Here is a 17,287-nt window from a genome sequence, read left to right as displayed (position 1 = left end):
ATAAACAAAAATGTTGAAATATAGCTGATTTTAGGGAAATACTTTTAGGTGTTTTCAATGTCAGGATTTAAAAATGGGGCAAAAGTGGGGCAAAAACGAATGACTCGTATTTTGTTTGAAAACCTATAATACCTAATGATTATGCTATTCTAGATATATAGTTTTGTTATAAATAAATGTCAGTGCGAGATCAAATCGGAGGATAAAATGGAAAAACAAATTAATGAAAAAAAAGCCTTGGAAAACCAAGGCTTTTTTAATGCTATAAACTCATTAAAAGAACCCCCAGTTAGATTTGGAATATTTTTTATTCTGTGTCACATAAAAATAAATAAAATGAATGGCTATAGCTAGAGTAAAAATGGTTGCAATACTCAACACTGTTATAGGATTAGAAGCGAAAAGCAAAGAGAGAATCAAGGCAGCCAGATAGAGTGTCGCTTGAGCACAGTAGTAACTTCTCGGATAGCGAAGATAGTTTTTGTTATAGGGCCCATTTGCTAGGACAGCAGCTTGGAAGAGGCCAATTCCGATATAAAAGAAGCTGATTGCAACGAGAAGATTAGCCTCGGGATTCAGGAGATAACCCATCGAAACTGTCATCAACATAAGCCCGATGAAAATAGGATAGTGACTATAAATTACAAATAATCCCTTTTGACTAGATCCTTCATCAATAGCATGGTCAAATTCGCCAAAATAAAACAAGAACAGGGAAAGCATGATAACGAAATTGAGAACCGAATAAATCGAGAAATTCTCGACTGTAAAGAAGCTAGCTAGCCCAACAACCATCTCTCCAAACGTAATAATCACAAGAAGGGAGACGCGCTCGATTAAATGGGGAAGATTTACCTGGAAATGCTCATCTTTAGTAATCAAGAAAATTGGCACAATAAATGTTAGCAGAATACTAGCAATAAAGATATAGACTCCAACGTAAATAGGAAAAAGAGCTGCCAGATAGACTCCTAAACTTCCTAGACCTGTTAACCATAGAAAACCTTTGATACTTTCCCGATCAGTATTATCGGTTGATTTTCTAAAAAATTCAACCAAATATTGAAAAAATAAGGTAAGGGTCAATGTACCAACAGCCCAACAGGTATAATAGAACCATTGTTGCCAATTGTATCCAATCATATTGGACATAAAGAGCATAAGTCCCATGTTGATAAACATGATTACCATGTTAAATAACGAGTTTGTTCCATAGCGATTGGTATAAATGGTTTGAATCATCCAGGAATTGATGATAACCATGACAGAGATGAAGAAATCAAGTAAAGAATCCCAAGCCACAACACCGCTATGAAGAGGGTGAATTAAAGCAGTTGCTTTTGAAATTGCAAAAACAAAAACTAGGTCATAAAAAAGTTCTGAAAATTCTACACGTTTATGTTTAATAAGAGTTGTCATCTTAAGTCCTTTCTATTTTAGAAGTACAATTTATTATAACAGAAAATGGTAATGAGAGAAAGGGAGATGCTTAAATAACTTCATGTGACGCGAATGAACTGCGCCACAAAAGTTAGGTTTTTTCTGTCTAACTTTTGGGGTGCAGTTCAGAAGGGGTGTTTTTTCTATCGTTTTTTAGTGCTAAGACTACACAAAAAAGCCTAGTAAATCAAGGCTTTTTCCTGTTGTATTTAGATGCCCCCTACAGGGATTTGGAAAGGACTTTCATATTGAGAGCAATTAAAAATATTGAAATATAAGTGATTTTAGGTATTTTCAATGTCATGATTTAAAAATGGGACAAAAGTGGGGCAAAAACCATACAGATTCTAAACTGTATGGTTCTTTTTTTATCTAACCAAGAAAGGTTAAAACTTATTAAAACAAATGCAATCAACTGTTGAAAACTTTTTAGTCCGTGTAATATAAAAACAAGTAAAAAGTTGAACTATAGGGAATATTGTGTCATAATAGGTAATAGATGAATAATTAATAGATTGGAAATAATGCTTTCTTACCTTAACAAGTTGAATTGGTTATACATTTTTTCGTCGCAATTGTGTCTATCTCTCGAGTTTAGCTAGTTTTTATAAGCTCTGGCTTCTAATCAATATAACAAATTTTAGAAGTGCATAAGACAAGATGGTGACATTACTACAGTCATTTCTAGTCACCATATGTTGCTGGCACAGGCTGTTTGTAGTGTTGGCTATTTACTAGTCAGTTTAATCGGAGTGTTTAATTTTTATTGTTGAAAGGTTTTTATATGGCGAAAATTCTATCTTTAGGTCTGACAGGTAAGAAATTACTTGCTCAGGGGTTCTTGTTTGTTCTGCTAGGTCTCATCTTGATGGTCACGGGGACTTGGTTGCCAGTAAAGGTTATTCGACTGGTTCTGTTTTTAGCTTGGATAGCAACGGTCTTAGATTTAGTATTACGTATTTTCAAAAAAAGTCAGTCAACGGACACCTTGGGAGTTGCACTGGTTAAATTGTTAGTGCTGGGATATTTGCTTGGCTCCAATCTTGCGACGGATGTGCCGATTTATATTTTGGCTCTTGTGATTGGAGTTTATCAGATTTTTCATGCTAGTATTAACCTTGTCACCTATGTTCTCTACCGCAAAAACAAAATTCGACCTCGTTTTCGTCTCTTACTAGATGGACTCGTACTAGTTTTTCTTGGTGGGACTAGTCTTTTGTCCTCTACAGGAAATTCTGTCTTTCAACTCTTTGTATTAGGGGCTTATTTTTTCCTTTATGGTGTGTCCAATATCCGTGATGGTTTCTTGTTTGAGGAGGAAATTGGGAAAAACCATCTCAAACGTCGCATTAGAATTAGCTTACCTATTGTCCTAGCCGCTCTCATCCCTGCAAGAACTTTAGCAAAAATCAACAAATTCATGCAGGAAAATGCTGATGAGAGAGAGGATATCCATCTTGGAATGGTGAAGTCTGGTAAGACAGCGGAGCTTGAAATTTTTGTTCATACAGCTGAGACCTCTCTGTTTTCGGCAATTGGTCATGTGGATATCTGCTATCAAGGCCGTGTTATTTCTTATGGCAACTATGATCCGTCTTCTGAGACCTTATTTGGCATGGTAGGAGATGGTGTCTTATATTTCTGTGATCGTGACAAGTACATTGACCTATGTAAACGTGAGAGTCAAAAAACGCTTTTTGGTTATGGGATAGATTTGACGCCTGAAATGGAAAAAGCAGTTCAGAAAAAGTTGGCTGAATTGAAACAACTGACGATTCCATGGGAGCCAAGTGCAGATAAAATCATGACAGGTGATGGTAAGGAAGACTACACCTACGCTTATAAAATCAGACATGAGACAGATGGGGAACTTTATAAATTTATCAAATCTAAGTTTAAATCCTACTTTGTCTTATCTACAAACTGTGTGCTCTTGGCTGATACCATAGTCGGTCAGGCTGGCACCGATATCCTCTCACCCAAAGGATTTATCGCTCCAGGAACTTACCAAGCCTACCTTAATCGAGAGTTTGAAAAACCAAATAGTATAGTCGTATCTAAACATGTTTATTAAGGAGAATTTATGAACTTAGTAAAAAAATACACCCCGTTAATACTTTTTATAGGGCTGGTTGCTCTTGTAATTCTGAATGCATCGAGCTTTATATCAGGAGCAATCTCTCTCTTTGATGTAATATCAACCTTGATTTATGGTGCTGTTATTGCTTTTGTGCTTAATGTTCCTATGAAAAAAATTGAACAGTACTTAGTTAAATTGAAGGTAAAGGCAGAGTTGCGTCGTCCGATTGCCATGGTACTTGTTTTCCTAGCTCTTATCTTAATCGTGATTGCTCTTTTGGTTTTGGTGCTGCCAACCCTAGCCCAGACTATTAGTCAGCTGGGAACAGTCCTTTCAACAGTCCTTACTCAACTTGGGAAATTGCTAGGCAGCTCGGAATTTGTAACCAAAGACATGTTGTCAACTATCGTATCAGGCATACAGGGACAATCTAGTTCTATTAGCCAAGCTTTGATAGGTTTTTTATCAGGTCTGACTAGTAATATCGGCAATATTTTTTCAAGTTTGATGAATGCCTTTTTGATTATAGTCTTCACCTTTTTATTTTTATCCAGTAAGGAACATTTGGCAGCGATGACGAGTCGACTTCTAAAAGTTTTTCTTCCAGAGAAGGTGGTGATAAAGTTGACTTACATTGGACAAGTAGCACTAGAGACTTATGACCAATTTTTGATGAGTCAGCTGATTGAAGCAGTTATCATAGGAGTTATGATAGCGGTTGGTTACAGCGTGTTTGGGATACCCTATGGAGTAATGACAGGTATCTTTGCAGGAGTGCTATCGTTCATTCCTTATGTAGGGCCTATGATTGCTTGTGTTGTGGGAGCGATTTTTATCTTCACAGTGAGTCCTACTCAAGCCTTACTTTCTCTTCTTCTATATCAAGTTATACAGCTGATTGAAGGAAACCTTATTTATCCTAGAGTTGTAGGTCAGTCTATTGGTTTGCCAGCTATTTTCACGCTTGCGGCTGCTAGTATTGGAGGCAATCTCTTTGGCTTACTTGGGATGATATTCTTTACACCGATATTTGCTGTTATCTATCGATTGGTTAAGGAATTTGTCGTTGCAAAGGAAAATCAGCTAGATTAAGAAAAACTAAATTTAATAAGATATACTGAGAAGAGAGTGAGAGATTCTCTTCTCTTTTATTTTTAAATACTTTTCTACAAAAAGCTATTAGACGTTAAAAAAAGCCTTGGTTTCAAGGCTTATTTCTGTTGATTTAGATGTGCCCCCTGCAGGGCTCGAACCTGCGCCCCATAGCTTAAGAGTCTACTGCTCTACCAACTGAGCTAAGGAGGCAACAGAAAAAGCTGAGAATGTAACTTCCCAGCTATTTTAATATGCCCAAAATGGCAGCTAGATTATTTACGAAAGGCATCAAGGATATAGGTGAAACCAACAATTAAAAATGCAAAGGCAACGACATAAACGACAAAGACACTTGTAGCTACTGGATTGAACAAAATCACTAGACCTAGTAAAAATGCAAGCAACGCTATCCACATGATATGGTTGCCAATAATAGGGAAAATCAATCCCAGACGATTGCCTTTAAAGAAAACTATAATGGCTTCTACAATTAACCAAATTCCTAAAATAGTTGGAATGACAACTGGCAGCGTCACAAAGCCATAGGCAACGAGGTAAAGAGCTAAGAGAAGATTAACAATCCCTTGGAAAAGATGAGCTGGTGAGCGAAGCTCTTTTGGTACAGAGAAATAGCCTAAAATAGCTGCTATAGAAGCAACCAGTAAACCAAATGCAATCCACCAGCTGTAAGCAACAAGATTAGCTACTGGGTCTGTAAATAGAAAGAGTGCTAAAAGGACAAAAATAACTCCTGCAAGGAATAGCGATAAACGATTAGAAAATTTCATTTCAATACCCCCTATATAGTATAGTATAGTTTGATAATAAAAATATTATACACCTTTTTAGAGGAAATATCAATAAACAAAATGGAAAATTTGGAAGTTTCAGTCTGATTTATGAAAAGAAAATCAGTTTTTATTATTTTGAAAATAAAAAGAGAAGATAAAATTTGTCTTCTCTACATGAAAATATTGTATGGCATCAAAGCAAAAGTAACTGGCTTTACACTATTTGTAAAGATGTAATTTGATTCAAAAAGAAAAGATAGATTTAAAATGTGGGACAAATGATGGGGTAAATCAGTTATAGACAAGCAAAAAAAGCCTTGATTTACAAGGCTTTTTCCTGTTGTATTTAGATGCCCCCTACAGGGATCGAACCTGTGACCCACGGATTAAGAGTCCGCTGCTCTACCAACTGAGCTAAGAAGGCAAATAAAAAGCTGTATTGGTGCCGAAACTTCACGGTTTGTATTGAACCCGCGCAATTAAGCAGGTGGGCAACTCGCTCTAACTGAAGCTGTTTCCGTGTGAGACGGCCTACATGCTGTTAGAAGACTTTTGTTTCCCTAATAATACAAAAAATAGTCGGTCAACACTTAAGTGTGAAGTCGTACACCACAGCGTTTCTATATTTATATGATACCACTTTTTTAAAAAAATTCAAGAGGAAAATTTATTTTTTTTGAAAAGGATTTCACAAATTTCTTAATTTATCAATGGTTTCCTTACGTTGAGCTAAGGCCCGTTCGTACTTGCCAGTGTCTTCTGGAGAGAAGTAGCTATGATTGCGAATCTTTTCTGGCAAATAGTCTTGTTTGACCCAGTGTCCAGGATAGTTGTGTGGATAGAGATAATCCTGGGCGTTCCCCAATTCCTTGCTACCACTGTAGTGACCATCACGCAGGTGTCGGGGAATAGGCAAATGACCTGATGTTTTGAGGTCGGTAAGAGCTTTATCCATAGCTACATAGGCTGAGTTGGATTTTGGAGAAAGGGCCAAATCAATGACTACATTAGCAATGAGGATGCGGGCTTCTGGGAAACCAATCCTTTGTGCGGCATCTAGAGCAGTCACGGTATGAATCTGGGCCTCAGGATTGGCCAAGCCGATATCTTCATAAGCGATAACAGTCAAGCGACGAGCGAGGCTAGGCAGATCCCCAGCTTCAATCAAGCGGGCTGCGTAGTGGAGACTGGCATCCACATCCGATCCACGGATGGACTTTTGCAGGGCTGAGAGAACATCATAGTGCCCGTCTCCATCCTTGTCCATAGTAATATAGCTCCTTTGTAGGCTATTTTCCATGATATCAAGAGTGATATGGCGGATGCGCTTGTCATTCTCAGGAGTAGAGAGAACAGCCAAATCTAGTGAATTAAAGGCAGAACGCAGGTCTCCATTGGTAGAGGTTGCGATGAAATCCAGCGCATCCTCATCTAACTCAACAGGGAAATCAAAACCTCGTTCAGGGTCAGTCAGGGCCATTTGAATGGCTTCTTTGACGTTTTGGTTAGACAGAGGTTCCAATTCAAAAATCTGAACACGACTGCGAATGGCTGGAGTGACAGAAAAGAAAGGATTTTCAGTCGTAGCCCCAATCATGATGACCAGACCACTTTCTAAGAGTGGTAGAAGAAAGTCTTGCTTGGTTTTATCTAGTCGGTGGATCTCGTCCAGTAGCAGAACTAGTCCACCTGAGAATTTAGCCTCTTCAGCGATTTCTTGCAGTCGCTTCTTACTATCAACAGTCGCATTAAAGGTTCGAAAGGCATACTTGGTTGTTCCAGCGATGGCTGAGGCAATACTGGTCTTGCCGATTCCTGGAGGTCCGTAGAGAATCATGGAGGACAGACGATTGGCTTCCACCATGCGGCGGATGATTTTTCCAGGTCCGACCAGATGCTTTTGACCGATGACTTGGTCGATGGTTTTAGGGCGCATGCGAAGCGCGAGATTGTCTGGCATAGCAGTCCTTTCTAACATGGATTTTCTGATGTATATGTGGTAAGATGGTAGTATCTATTTTAGCATATTTCCGAGCAATCGGGGCGATTAAAGAGTCGCATAGAAAGAGGACAAAATGGCAACATACGGATTTTTAGATGTTTTACAGGAAGAGTTGGACAAGAACTTTCCTTTTGATTATGAGATTAGTTGGGATAAGCGCAACCATGCGGTAGAAGTGAGTTTTCTATTGGAAGCACAAAACGCTGCAGGTGTGGAAATGGTGGATGAGGACGGAGAGGTTTCTTCAGATGATATCCTCTTTGAGGAAGCAGTGCTTTTTTACAATCCTGCCAAGTCAACAGTCAATAAAGAAGACTATTTAACGGTCATCCCTTATCTACCTAAGAAAGGTTTCTCGCGCGAGTTTTTAGCTTATTTTGCGCTTTTCCTAAAAGATACTGCCGAGGTTGGGCTGGATGCGCTCATGGACTTTTTGGAAGATCCAGAAGCAGAAGAATTTGTCATGGAATGGAACCAAGAAGTCTTTGAAGAAGGGAAAGCAGGCTTGGAAGAAGGAGAATTTTACCCTTATCCGAGATACTAGGAGTATGATATGGAAATAGAAATTTCTGATTTTACAGGTTGCAAAATTGCCCTCTTTTGTGGTGATAAGCTCTTGACTATCCTACGTGATGATAAATCAAACATTCCATACCCTAATACCTGGGAATTGCCAGGTGGCGGACGAGAGGGTGATGAAAGTCCCTTTGAGTGTGCGGCGCGTGAAGTTTACGAAGAGCTGGGAATTCATTTGATTGAAGAGTGTCTGCTTTGGAGTAAGGTTTACCCAAGTATGCTTTTTGAGGGGAAGGAATCCGTCTTTCTAGTTGGTAAGTTAAGGCAGGAACAGTTTGATAGTATCGTCTTTGGCGATGAGGGACAGGGCTACAAACTAATGGGCATTGAGGAGTTTCTTGGCTCAGATAAGGTCGTGCCCCAGTTGCAGGGGAGAGTGAGGGATTATTTGGAGGAAGTAAAATGATTTTTGCAGTTGCAACAACGACACTAAATAAGGAAGTTAAACGCAAACTAAAAGCTGGACAATACTCTAGAGAAGAAGCTACATTCATCTATTTGGAATATTTAAAGTTAAAGAAGCAGAGAGAAAGTGGTACGAAAGTAGCTGGGATTTCTATGGCTGTTATTTGGGTATTAATGCTTGCTATACCCTTACTGAGTGGTAGAGGTCTCGTACTGCCCCTTCCAGTATATTTTTTATTTTTGATACTGTTTGCAGGAATTGTTCTATTTGTTTATTATCTTATGTTTGGTATTTTTAAACAGCAGATTCATAACGCAATGAAAGAACACTACACGGATGTGATTGAAGAATTTGAGGGTCAGTAAAACAGCGTGTGGAAGAGCATAGGAAGCGAGTTGAGAGAGTGGATTTGGAGGTATTAGTATGATTCAGATTATCCGAGCAGGAGCAGAGGATTTAGAAACCGTAATTGCAATTCAAAGAGCTAGCTTTAAGGCTGTCTATGAAAAATATCAAGATGAGTATGATCCTTATCTGGAGGACCGCGAACGAATCAAATGGAAACTAGTCGAGCGTCTTAATAGTTATTACTACTTTGTAAAAGAAAAGGACGAAATTATCGGTTTTTTACGAATTCAGACCAATGAAGAGTTGACGGAGGCTTGGTTGGGAACGGCAGCGATTTTGCCCCAGTACCAAGGAAAAGGGTATGGATCTGAGGGACTGAGCTTGCTGGAAAAAGAATTTCCAACCATCACACAGTGGGATTTGTGTACGGTATTACAGGATGCGGGCATGGTCGCTTTTTATGAGAAAAATGGCTACCGCAAAACCCATATCGAACCTGAAAAAGAAGGTATGGATATGGTCTACATGAAAAAATTGATTGACAAATAGAAAGGATGGTTCGGTTACATTTCTAAACTGAACCCGCCCTAAACACTGTGCCAAAAAGATAAACTTCTCTTAGACCCAAGCGTCTTCAGAGAATTTCCTATTTTGGCTTTGTGTTTTACGGGCTTGGTATCTTAATTATGGAAACATGGCAAGAGTTAAAAGTTACAGTAAAGCGTGAGGGGGAGGAGCTGGTCTCCAATCTCTTGATTGAGTTAGGTGCTCAAGGTGTTGCGATTGAAGACAGCATGGACTATGTGGGGAATGTGGATCGTTTTGGTGAGATCTTCCCAGAGGTTGAGCAACAAGAAGAAATCGTAGTGACAGCCTACTACCCTGAAACGGTTGATGTGGCAGTAGTTGAGGCAGATTTGCAGGCGCGTCTGGCAGAATTAACAGATTTTATGGATCTGGGAGAGGTCAAGATGGGCACGACTGCCTTGGCTGAGGAAGACTGGGCAGACAACTGGAAGAAATACTATGAACCAGCTCGCATTACTCATGACTTGACCATCGTGCCGTCTTGGACGGACTATGAGGCGACTGCGGGAGAAAAGATTATCAAACTGGATCCAGGCATGGCCTTTGGGACTGGGACGCATCCAACCACTAAGATGAGCCTCTTTGCCTTGGAGCAGGTTCTTCGTGGTGGCGAAACGGTGCTAGATGTGGGGACTGGTTCAGGTGTCCTTTCTATTGCCAGCTCGCTGCTTGGTGCCAAGGAAATTTTCGCCTATGACCTGGATGATGTAGCGGTTCGTGTTGCTCAGGAAAATATTGAGCTCAACCCTGGTATGGAAAACATCCATGTTGCTGCTGGAGATTTGCTCAAGGGTGTTAAGATTGAGGCAGATGTGATTGTGGCTAATATCTTAGCGGATATCCTCATTCATCTGACGGATGATGCTTATCGCTTGGTCAAGGATGAAGGCTACCTGATCATGAGTGGGATTATCAAGGATAAGTGGGGCATGGTGCGGGAGTCAGCAGAAGCGGCTGGATTTTTCCTTGAAACTCACATGATTCAAGGGGAATGGAATGCCTGTGTCTTTAAGAAGACCAAGGATATTTCAGGTGTGATTGGAGGCTAGCATGCAACAGTATTTTGTCAAAGGCAGTCCTATCTCTCCTGTCACTATCGAGGACAAGGAAACCAGCAAGCATATGTTTCAGGTCATGCGCCTGAAAGAAGAGGATGAGGTGACCTTGGTCTTTGATGATGGCGTCAAGCGCTTGGCGCGCGTGCTGGATGTGGAAAATCGTCAGTTTGAGTTGGTTCAAGAATTAGCTGACAATGTAGAACTGCCCGTTCAAGTAACCATCGCATCTGGATTTCCCAAGGGAGACAAGCTGGAGTTTATTACTCAAAAAGTGACGGAACTAGGCGCTAGCCAAATCTGGGCCTTTCCTGCCGATTGGTCAGTTGCCAAATGGGACGGCAAGAAACTAGGCAAGAAAGTTGAAAAACTAGAAAAAATCGCCCTTGGAGCAGCTGAACAAAGCAAACGTAATATCGTTCCAAGCATCACACTTTTTGAGAAAAAAGCAGACTTTCTAGCCCAACTAGACCAGTTTGACTCTATCATAGTGGCCTATGAAGAATCAGCAAAAGAAGGAGAAGCCGCTGCACTCTTACAAGCAGTTACTGGTCTTGAAAAAGGAGCCAAATTGCTCTTTATCTTTGGCCCAGAAGGCGGTCTCTCACCTGCAGAAATTGAGGGTTTTGAAACTAAAGGAGCCGTCTTGGCAGGACTTGGTCCTCGCATTCTAAGAGCAGAAACAGCACCACTTTATGCTTTATCAGCCCTTAGTGTTTTAGTAGAATTAGAGAAATAAGAGGAAGAAAATGGAACAAAAACACCGTTCAGAATTCTCAGAGAAGGAACTTTGGGATTTAACCGCCCTATACCAAGACCGTGAGGATTTCTTGCGTGCAATCGAGAAAACGCGCGAAGACATCAATCAATTTAGCCGTGATTACAAGGGCAATCTTCACACTTTTGAAGATTTCGAGAAGGCCTTTGCAGAATTGGAACAAATCTATATCCAGATGAGCCATATCGGCAATTACGCCTTTATGCCTCAGACGACAGACTATAGCAACGAAGATTTTGCCAACATTGCCCAAGCTGGGATGGAATTTGAAACAGATGCCAGCGTAGCCTTGACCTTCTTTGACGACGCTTTGGTAGCAGCAGACGAGGAAGTCTTGGACCGTTTGGGGGAACTTCCCCACTTGACAGCAGCTATTCGTCAGGCTAAGATCAAAAAAGCCCACTACCTAGGGGCAGATGTTGAGAAGGCCTTGACCAATCTCGGTGAAGTTTTCTATAGTCCACAGGACATTTATACTAAAATGCGAGCTGGGGATTTTGAAATGGCTGACTTTGAGGCCCATGGCAAGACCTACAAAAACAGCTTTGTGACCTATGAAAATTTTTACCAAAACCACGAGGACGCTGAGGTTCGTGAGAAATCCTTCCGTTCTTTCTCAGAAGGACTTCGTAAGCACCAAAATACAGCTGCGGCAGCCTATCTAGCCCAAGTCAAGTCTGAAAAACTCTTGGCAGATATGAAGGGTTACGACTCAGTTTTTGACTATCTTCTGGCTGAGCAAGAAGTGGACCGTGCTATGTTTGACCGCCAGATCGACCTCATCATGAAGGACTTTGCGCCAGTTGCCCAGAGATACCTCAAGCATGTTGCCAAGGTCAATGGTCTTGAAAAGATGACTTTTGCAGACTGGAAATTGGACTTGGATAGCGCCCTGAATCCTGAAGTGACTATTGACGATGCCTATGATTTGGTCATGAAGTCAGTAGAACCTTTGGGACAAGAATATTGTCAGGAAGTTGCTCGTTATCAAGAGGAACGATGGGTGGACTTTGCTGCTAATAGTGGCAAGGATTCTGGTGGTTATGCGGCGGATCCGTATCGCGTGCACCCTTATGTCCTCATGAGCTGGACTGGTCGTTTGAGTGATGTCTATACCTTGATTCATGAAATCGGACATTCTGGTCAATTCATCTTTTCAGACAATCACCAAAGTTACTTCAATGCTCATATGTCGACCTACTACGTCGAAGCGCCATCAACCTTCAATGAATTGCTTCTTAGTGATTACTTGGAGCACCAATCTGACGACCCTCGTCAAAAACGTTTCGCTCTTGCCCACCGCTTGACAGATACCTACTTCCATAATTTCATCACCCACCTCTTGGAGGCAGCCTTCCAGCGTAAGGTTTATACATTGATTGAAGAAGGGGAAACCTTTGGAGCAAGCAAACTCAACAGCATTATGAAGGAAGTTTTGACAGATTTCTGGGGAGATGCTATTGAAATTGATGACGATGCGGCACTGACTTGGATGCGCCAAGCTCACTACTACATGGGCTTGTATAGTTACACTTACTCTGCTGGTCTTGTCATCTCGACTGCAGGTTACCTCCATCTGAAAAACTCTGAGACTGGAGCTAGAGACTGGCTCAATCTCCTTAAATCAGGTGGTAGTAAGACACCGCTTGAGTCAGCCATGATTATCGGAGCGGATATCTCAACAGACAAACCACTCCGTGATACCATCCAGTTCTTGTCAGACACAGTTGACCAGATTATCGCCTACAGTGCTGAGTTGGGAGAGTAAAGAGGATTTAGGATAAGGATATGAACAGAGAATGGCTTTTTGATAAGTTACTAGAAATGTAGAGGTATTGACCATGTATCAAGAGTTACTTAGAAAAATAGCAGAAGAAAAACCGAGCTATCGTCAAGAAGAACTCCAGTGGTTACTTGATCACATAGGGGATCCCAATCCAGAGATTCGAGACGAACTTGTTTTTACGAGTTTGGCTAGAGGGATTCAAGAAGAGTTGTTTTCCCTTGAGCAGTTTCAGTTTATCTCAGAAGAGGTCTCCTCTGATGAAGGTCTATACAAAGAGATTGATAGTAGAGGAGTTTCAGCTCTTAAACGTTCTTTTAGGGCGCTTATTTATGCCAATCTACTGTCCTGCGATGGTACTAAGAAATCACTTTATTACCAGCAGTTGTCTTCTCCTATCAGGGTTACCATGCTAAATCAAGGCTTACACTATCTTACAAAGGAAAAAGAGACGACAGGTTTTTCAAGTCAGTATGGTTGGGTTCACGCTTTTGCGCATGGAGCGGATCTCTTGACGGAAGTCGTTTGTCATCCAGATTTTCCTAGTAACAGAGTTTATGAAGTATTTGATGTACTGGGTCAACTATTTAAAAGAATTCCCATTCGTTTTACAAATGATGAGGATTGGCGGTTAGCGAGAGTACTTTATGAACCCATTTTGCAAGGGAAATTAGATCAGGAACAAGTAGCTTCTTGGATAAAAACTGTTGATTTTCCAATAGAAGAGACCGAAGATTTTTATAAATTTTCCAATTTCAGATCCTGTCTGTTGGAAGTCTATATCCAACTTGACCAGAGAAATAGTTTACAAGATGCCTTGAAAGAAGCCATTCAATCTTTTCAGTACTAAGTCTAAGAGAGTCGTTTCATGATTTTCAAGTAACTTTCCAGTCAATTTTCTTGAAACCCTTTCCTTCTTCTGATAGACTAATACATAGTTTGAAAAAAGGAGACTTATCATGAAAAAATTTGTTGCTGAATTAATCGGTACATTTATGCTTGTGTTCATTGGAACAGGAGCTGTTGTTTTTGGAAATGGTCTTAATGGCCTTGGACACCTTGGAATTGCTTTTGCCTTTGGTTTGGCAATTGTAGTTGCAGCTTTCTCAATCGGAACTGTTTCAGGTGCTCACTTGAACCCAGCTGTTTCGATCGCTATGTTTGTAAACAAACGTTTGTCATCTTCAGAACTCGTAAACTACATCCTTGGACAAGTAGTTGGAGCTTTCCTTGCGTCAGCTGCAGTATTCTTCCTCTTGTCTAACTCAGGCATGTCAACTGCTAGTCTTGGTGAAAATGCCTTGGCAAACGGTGTCACTGTCTTTGGTGGATTCTTGTTTGAAGTCATCGCAACTTTCTTGTTTGTCCTAGTTATCATGACTGTAACATCAGCAAGCAAGGGAAATGGTGCGATTGCTGGTTTAGTAATTGGTTTGTCATTGATGGCCATGATCCTTGTGGGCTTGAACATTACTGGCCTTTCAGTGAACCCGGCTCGTAGCTTGGCACCAGCTGTCTTGGTCGGTGGCGCAGCTCTTCAACAAGTTTGGATTTTCATCCTTGCCCCAATCGTTGGTGGTGTTCTTGCAGCTCTTGTAGCGAAAAACTTCCTTGGAACAGAAGAATAATTGAAACTCAAAAAAGCCTTGCTCCTCAGCTTGAGGAACAGGGCTTTTTCGTATGATACTCTTCGAAAATCTCTTCAAACCACGTCAGCGTCCATCTGCAACCTCAAAACACTGTTTTGAGCTGACTTCGTCAATCTTATCTATAACCTCAAAGCAGTGCTTTGAGCAACCTGCGGCTAGCTTCCTAGTTTGCTCTTTGATTTTCATTGAGTATGAGTTTAGCGGTTGTCAATTTTCTCTGGATAAAGGTCGTGTTGGAAGAGACGCTGTTCTGCCAATCCTTCATACTTAGTTCCAGGTCTACCGTAGTTGTAGTAGGGGTCAATTGAAATGCCACCGCGCGGAGTGAATTTTCCCCAGACTTCTAAATAGCGAGGGTCTAGCAAGTTGACCAAGTCTTTCCCTATGGTGTTGATACAGTTTTCGTGAAAATCCCCATGATTTCGGTAGCTAAAGAGGTAGAGTTTGAGGGATTTTGACTCGACACAGAGCTTGTCAGGAATGTAGGAAATATAAATGGTCGCAAAGTCTGGTTGAGCAGTGATAGGGCACAGCGAGGTAAATTCAGGACAGTTGAATTTGATGAAATAGTCATTTTCAACATGACGATTGTCAAAGGATTCGAGGACTTCTGGTTGATAGTCGAAAATGTAGTTGGTTTCTTTATTGCCTAGTAGGCTTAGGTTTTTCATTTCTTCTTGTTGTGACATGATTTTTTCTTTCTAATCTTAAACACCACGTTGGTTGTCGTAGAGGAGGGTATGAAGTTGAGGAAGGACGCGGACATTGCCCCAGCTATCGTCAGCAGCGACATGTTCCCAGAGTTCTTTGAGGCGATCCAGTTGGTCTTGGACAATATTGCCTGTAGCCTTGGGCTCAGGATTTCCTGCTGATAAGAAGAGGACATCTGGTTGGTAGCGTTCTTGAACCTCTTTGGCAAAGGCCAAATCGGCATCGTCAAAGACAGGGATTTTAAAGGTGACCTTGCCTGGGTCCAGTTGGGAAACGATAAAGTCCAAGGTCTCAAAGTTGACTTCCATCTTTGATGAAGGAGGTTTGGGGCTCAGAGTGACCTGATCAATATCTTTTAACCAATTTTGCCAGCGGGAGCCTTGGGTCTCAACTGCCAGAGTGACACCACGTTCCTTGAGCTTGGTGACGAGTTCGGCCATGTTGGCTGCTAGGATAGCAGGATTTCCCCCAGATAGGGTTACATAGTCGTAGCTTCCTAGCTTATCTAAGGCAGCAATGACTTCATCAGCGGTCATGCGAGTTGGCTTTTCAGAACCATCCCAAGTAAAGGCAGAGTCGCACCAGTCGCAATGGTAGTCGCAACCAGCAGTACGGACAAACATGGTTTTCTGCCCGATGGCACGACCTTCACCTTGAAAGGTTGGGCCAAAGATTTCCAGAACTGGTAGTTTGAGGACACGTTCCCTAGTCATCTAACCACTCCCGTCTAAACTCTGCAAAGGCAGTCGGAGTCTCATAGAGACGAACGTATTCCATACGGAGACCGCGTTCGTCTGGCAACTCTTGACTCATGGTTTGGAAAATCCAGTAAACCATGTTTTCAGCGGTTGTATTCATATAAGGCAGGGTTTCATTGAGATAGCGATGATCCAAATGGGGCTCTAAGTAGTCCTTGTAGATAGCTTTGATATCTCCAAAATCGTAGGTCATACCCCGTTCATCTAAAAATCCACTGACAGCAATCTGCAGATGATAAGTGTGGCCGTGCAGGGATTTGCATTTTCCCTCATAGTGAAAGAGGTGGTGGGCAGCGTCGAAAGTAAACTCTTTTGATACCAAGGTTCTGTGAGGATTGTAGACAAGAGACTCCCCAGTTTCCTGTTTGATTTCTTTGGGTGCAAAAAACATTAGCCCACTCCTTTCTGTGAGAGATAAACATCAAGGCCATGCTGACGTAGGTGGCAGGCTGGACAATCTCCACAGCCACTTCCGATAATCCCATTGTAGCAGGTCAAAGTCTTTTCACGAACATAGTCAAAGGCACCGAGTTGGTCGGCTAATTCCCAAGTTTCAGCCTTGTCTAGCCACATGAGAGGTGTTTGGATAACAAAGTCATAATCCATGGCAAGGTTGAGAGTAACATTGAGGGATTTGACAAAGACATCCCGACAATCAGGGTAGCCTGAGAAATCTGTCTCGCAGACACCTGTCACGATATCTTTAATGCCTCGTTGCTTGGCAAGAACTGCCGCAAAGGAAAGAAAGAGGTGGTTGCGGCCATCAACAAAGGTATTGGGAACCTCTCCCTCTTTTTGCTCGATATCCAGATCAGAGGTCAGGGCATTTTCAGTGATTTGTCCCAGCAGAGACATATCTAAGATGTGATGACGAATGCCTTGTTCCTTAGCGATTTCTCTAGCAACTTGAATTTCGAGATGATGGCGTTGGCCGTAGGCAAAGGTGACGGCTTCGACTGTTTTATAGTGTTCTTTAGCCCAAAAGAGGCAGGTTGTGGAATCTTGACCGCCGCTAAAGACGACCAAGGCTGATTGACGTTTCATAGTACTCCTTCCAAAATGGGAAATGTTCAGAGCACGCAAAAAGCTCCCTTGAGGGGAGCTAAAAAATACCAAGTAGAGGTTTTTTTTAGCGATGGCATGTCCCAAACATCGTAATATTCTACCTACAGTCTAGCATATTTTTTGAAAAATGGCAAAGGGCAAGAAAAAAGAGACCAAATAAAG

The 17,287-nt window shown here is 41.4% G+C and carries 18 protein-coding genes and 2 tRNA genes; 11 read left to right on the top strand and 9 right to left on the bottom strand.

Features of this window, described 5'->3' with window-relative positions; genetic code table 11:
* Nucleotides 1-273 precede the first annotated feature (273 nt).
* Complete coding sequence (locus D8862_RS03390; RefSeq protein ID WP_000209242.1) at nt 274-1,419, bottom strand: low temperature requirement protein A; 1,146 nt, start codon at nt 1,417-1,419, stop codon at nt 274-276.
* Nucleotides 1,420-2,224: 805 nt separating this feature from the next.
* Between D8862_RS03390 and D8862_RS03380 the strand changes: the two genes are divergently transcribed.
* Both D8862_RS03380 and D8862_RS03375 read left to right on the top strand, forming a co-directional pair.
* Nucleotides 2,225-3,514, top strand: coding sequence for a membrane protein (locus tag D8862_RS03380; RefSeq protein ID WP_001062783.1), 1,290 nt, complete (start codon nt 2,225-2,227; stop codon nt 3,512-3,514).
* A gap of 9 nt (nt 3,515-3,523) precedes the next feature.
* Nucleotides 3,524-4,612 carry an AI-2E family transporter gene (locus D8862_RS03375; protein WP_004256071.1) on the top strand — a complete coding sequence of 363 codons (1,089 nt, stop codon included), beginning with the start codon at nt 3,524-3,526 and terminating at the stop codon, nt 4,610-4,612.
* A 140-nt stretch (nt 4,613-4,752) separates the two neighbouring features.
* Here the strand turns inward: D8862_RS03375 and D8862_RS03370 are convergent.
* The 4 genes from D8862_RS03370 to D8862_RS03355 all read right to left on the bottom strand — a co-directional run bounded on the left by D8862_RS03370 (nt 4,753) and on the right by D8862_RS03355 (nt 7,366).
* A tRNA-Lys gene (locus D8862_RS03370) sits at nt 4,753-4,825 on the bottom strand.
* Between the two features lie 62 nt (nt 4,826-4,887).
* Nucleotides 4,888-5,403, bottom strand: a complete 516-nt coding sequence (locus tag D8862_RS03365) for a DUF308 domain-containing protein (protein WP_042902646.1) — start codon at nt 5,401-5,403, stop codon at nt 4,888-4,890.
* A gap of 354 nt (nt 5,404-5,757) precedes the next feature.
* A tRNA-Lys gene (locus D8862_RS03360) sits at nt 5,758-5,830 on the bottom strand.
* A 264-nt stretch (nt 5,831-6,094) separates the two neighbouring features.
* Nucleotides 6,095-7,366 (bottom strand): replication-associated recombination protein A, encoded by a 1,272-nt coding sequence (locus D8862_RS03355; RefSeq protein WP_125448678.1) that lies wholly within the window; start codon nt 7,364-7,366, stop codon nt 6,095-6,097.
* 115 nt (nt 7,367-7,481) lie between these two features.
* Between D8862_RS03355 and D8862_RS03350 the strand changes: the two genes are divergently transcribed.
* The 9 genes from D8862_RS03350 (at nt 7,482) to D8862_RS03305 (ending at nt 14,570) form a co-directional block, all read left to right on the top strand.
* Nucleotides 7,482-7,952: a DUF3013 family protein gene (locus D8862_RS03350; RefSeq protein WP_125448677.1), complete on the top strand. Its 471-nt coding sequence runs from the start codon at nt 7,482-7,484 to the stop codon at nt 7,950-7,952.
* Nucleotides 7,953-7,961: 9 nt separating this feature from the next.
* Nucleotides 7,962-8,390, top strand: a complete 429-nt coding sequence (locus D8862_RS03345) for an NUDIX hydrolase (RefSeq protein WP_125448676.1) — start codon at nt 7,962-7,964, stop codon at nt 8,388-8,390.
* Nucleotides 8,387-8,755 (top strand): hypothetical protein, encoded by a 369-nt coding sequence (locus D8862_RS03340; protein ID WP_000575391.1) that lies wholly within the window; start codon nt 8,387-8,389, stop codon nt 8,753-8,755. The genes D8862_RS03345 and D8862_RS03340 overlap by 4 nt, the downstream gene beginning before the upstream one ends.
* A 58-nt stretch (nt 8,756-8,813) precedes the next feature.
* On the top strand, nt 8,814-9,287 hold the full coding sequence (locus tag D8862_RS03335) for a GNAT family N-acetyltransferase (protein WP_000614680.1): 474 nt from the start codon (nt 8,814-8,816) through the stop codon (nt 9,285-9,287).
* A 137-nt stretch (nt 9,288-9,424) separates the two neighbouring features.
* On the top strand, nt 9,425-10,375 hold the full coding sequence (gene prmA / locus D8862_RS03330) for a 50S ribosomal protein L11 methyltransferase (protein WP_125448675.1): 951 nt from the start codon (nt 9,425-9,427) through the stop codon (nt 10,373-10,375).
* A gap of 1 nt (nt 10,376) precedes the next feature.
* A complete protein-coding gene (locus D8862_RS03325; RefSeq protein WP_125448674.1) occupies nt 10,377-11,120 on the top strand; it encodes a 16S rRNA (uracil(1498)-N(3))-methyltransferase in 744 nt (247 codons plus the stop codon).
* A 10-nt stretch (nt 11,121-11,130) separates the two neighbouring features.
* Nucleotides 11,131-12,927, top strand: coding sequence for an oligoendopeptidase F (gene pepF / locus D8862_RS03320; RefSeq protein WP_125448673.1), 1,797 nt, complete (start codon nt 11,131-11,133; stop codon nt 12,925-12,927).
* Nucleotides 12,928-13,000: 73 nt separating this feature from the next.
* Nucleotides 13,001-13,792 carry a DUF2785 domain-containing protein gene (locus tag D8862_RS03315; RefSeq protein WP_125448672.1) on the top strand — a complete coding sequence of 264 codons (792 nt, stop codon included), beginning with the start codon at nt 13,001-13,003 and terminating at the stop codon, nt 13,790-13,792.
* Nucleotides 13,793-13,901: 109 nt separating this feature from the next.
* Nucleotides 13,902-14,570 carry an MIP/aquaporin family protein gene (locus tag D8862_RS03305; RefSeq protein ID WP_000714825.1) on the top strand — a complete coding sequence of 223 codons (669 nt, stop codon included), beginning with the start codon at nt 13,902-13,904 and terminating at the stop codon, nt 14,568-14,570.
* A 218-nt stretch (nt 14,571-14,788) separates the two neighbouring features.
* Here the strand turns inward: D8862_RS03305 and queF are convergent, their stop codons facing one another.
* Genes queF through queC form a run of 4 tightly spaced genes read right to left on the bottom strand, consistent with a single transcriptional unit; the run spans nt 14,789 to nt 17,104 of the window.
* Nucleotides 14,789-15,280, bottom strand: a complete 492-nt coding sequence (gene queF / locus D8862_RS03300) for a preQ(1) synthase (protein WP_000082582.1) — start codon at nt 15,278-15,280, stop codon at nt 14,789-14,791.
* An 18-nt stretch (nt 15,281-15,298) separates the two neighbouring features.
* A complete protein-coding gene (gene queE / locus D8862_RS03295; RefSeq protein ID WP_125448671.1) occupies nt 15,299-16,015 on the bottom strand; it encodes a 7-carboxy-7-deazaguanine synthase QueE in 717 nt (238 codons plus the stop codon).
* Nucleotides 16,008-16,451 (bottom strand): 6-carboxytetrahydropterin synthase QueD, encoded by a 444-nt coding sequence (queD, locus tag D8862_RS03290; protein ID WP_000464570.1) that lies wholly within the window; start codon nt 16,449-16,451, stop codon nt 16,008-16,010. The genes queE and queD overlap by 8 nt, the downstream gene beginning before the upstream one ends.
* Nucleotides 16,451-17,104 (bottom strand): 7-cyano-7-deazaguanine synthase QueC, encoded by a 654-nt coding sequence (gene queC, locus D8862_RS03285; protein WP_125448670.1) that lies wholly within the window; start codon nt 17,102-17,104, stop codon nt 16,451-16,453. Before queC ends, queD begins: the two co-directional genes overlap by 1 nt.
* Nucleotides 17,105-17,287: the final 183 nt, after the last annotated feature.

It is taken from the genome of Streptococcus oralis (assembly GCF_003942585.1).
GTDB classification, from domain to species: domain Bacteria; phylum Bacillota; class Bacilli; order Lactobacillales; family Streptococcaceae; genus Streptococcus; species Streptococcus oralis_BE.
Note: the sequence above shows the minus strand (reverse complement) of the source record. Positions and strands in the feature narration are given on the sequence as shown.

Coding starts and splice junctions, on each gene's coding strand:
- D8862_RS03390 (WP_000209242.1), bottom strand. CDS start 1,419: ATGACAACTCTTATTAAACATAAACGTGTAGAATTTTCAGAACTTTTT.
- D8862_RS03380 (WP_001062783.1), top strand. CDS start 2,225: ATGGCGAAAATTCTATCTTTAGGTCTGACAGGTAAGAAATTACTTGCT.
- D8862_RS03375 (WP_004256071.1), top strand. CDS start 3,524: ATGAACTTAGTAAAAAAATACACCCCGTTAATACTTTTTATAGGGCTG.
- D8862_RS03365 (WP_042902646.1), bottom strand. CDS start 5,403: ATGAAATTTTCTAATCGTTTATCGCTATTCCTTGCAGGAGTTATTTTT.
- D8862_RS03355 (WP_125448678.1), bottom strand. CDS start 7,366: ATGCCAGACAATCTCGCGCTTCGCATGCGCCCTAAAACCATCGACCAA.
- D8862_RS03350 (WP_125448677.1), top strand. CDS start 7,482: ATGGCAACATACGGATTTTTAGATGTTTTACAGGAAGAGTTGGACAAG.
- D8862_RS03345 (WP_125448676.1), top strand. CDS start 7,962: ATGGAAATAGAAATTTCTGATTTTACAGGTTGCAAAATTGCCCTCTTT.
- D8862_RS03340 (WP_000575391.1), top strand. CDS start 8,387: ATGATTTTTGCAGTTGCAACAACGACACTAAATAAGGAAGTTAAACGC.
- D8862_RS03335 (WP_000614680.1), top strand. CDS start 8,814: ATGATTCAGATTATCCGAGCAGGAGCAGAGGATTTAGAAACCGTAATT.
- prmA (WP_125448675.1), top strand. CDS start 9,425: ATGGAAACATGGCAAGAGTTAAAAGTTACAGTAAAGCGTGAGGGGGAG.
- D8862_RS03325 (WP_125448674.1), top strand. CDS start 10,377: ATGCAACAGTATTTTGTCAAAGGCAGTCCTATCTCTCCTGTCACTATC.
- pepF (WP_125448673.1), top strand. CDS start 11,131: ATGGAACAAAAACACCGTTCAGAATTCTCAGAGAAGGAACTTTGGGAT.
- D8862_RS03315 (WP_125448672.1), top strand. CDS start 13,001: ATGTATCAAGAGTTACTTAGAAAAATAGCAGAAGAAAAACCGAGCTAT.
- D8862_RS03305 (WP_000714825.1), top strand. CDS start 13,902: ATGAAAAAATTTGTTGCTGAATTAATCGGTACATTTATGCTTGTGTTC.
- queF (WP_000082582.1), bottom strand. CDS start 15,280: ATGTCACAACAAGAAGAAATGAAAAACCTAAGCCTACTAGGCAATAAA.
- queE (WP_125448671.1), bottom strand. CDS start 16,015: ATGACTAGGGAACGTGTCCTCAAACTACCAGTTCTGGAAATCTTTGGC.
- queD (WP_000464570.1), bottom strand. CDS start 16,451: ATGTTTTTTGCACCCAAAGAAATCAAACAGGAAACTGGGGAGTCTCTT.
- queC (WP_125448670.1), bottom strand. CDS start 17,104: ATGAAACGTCAATCAGCCTTGGTCGTCTTTAGCGGCGGTCAAGATTCC.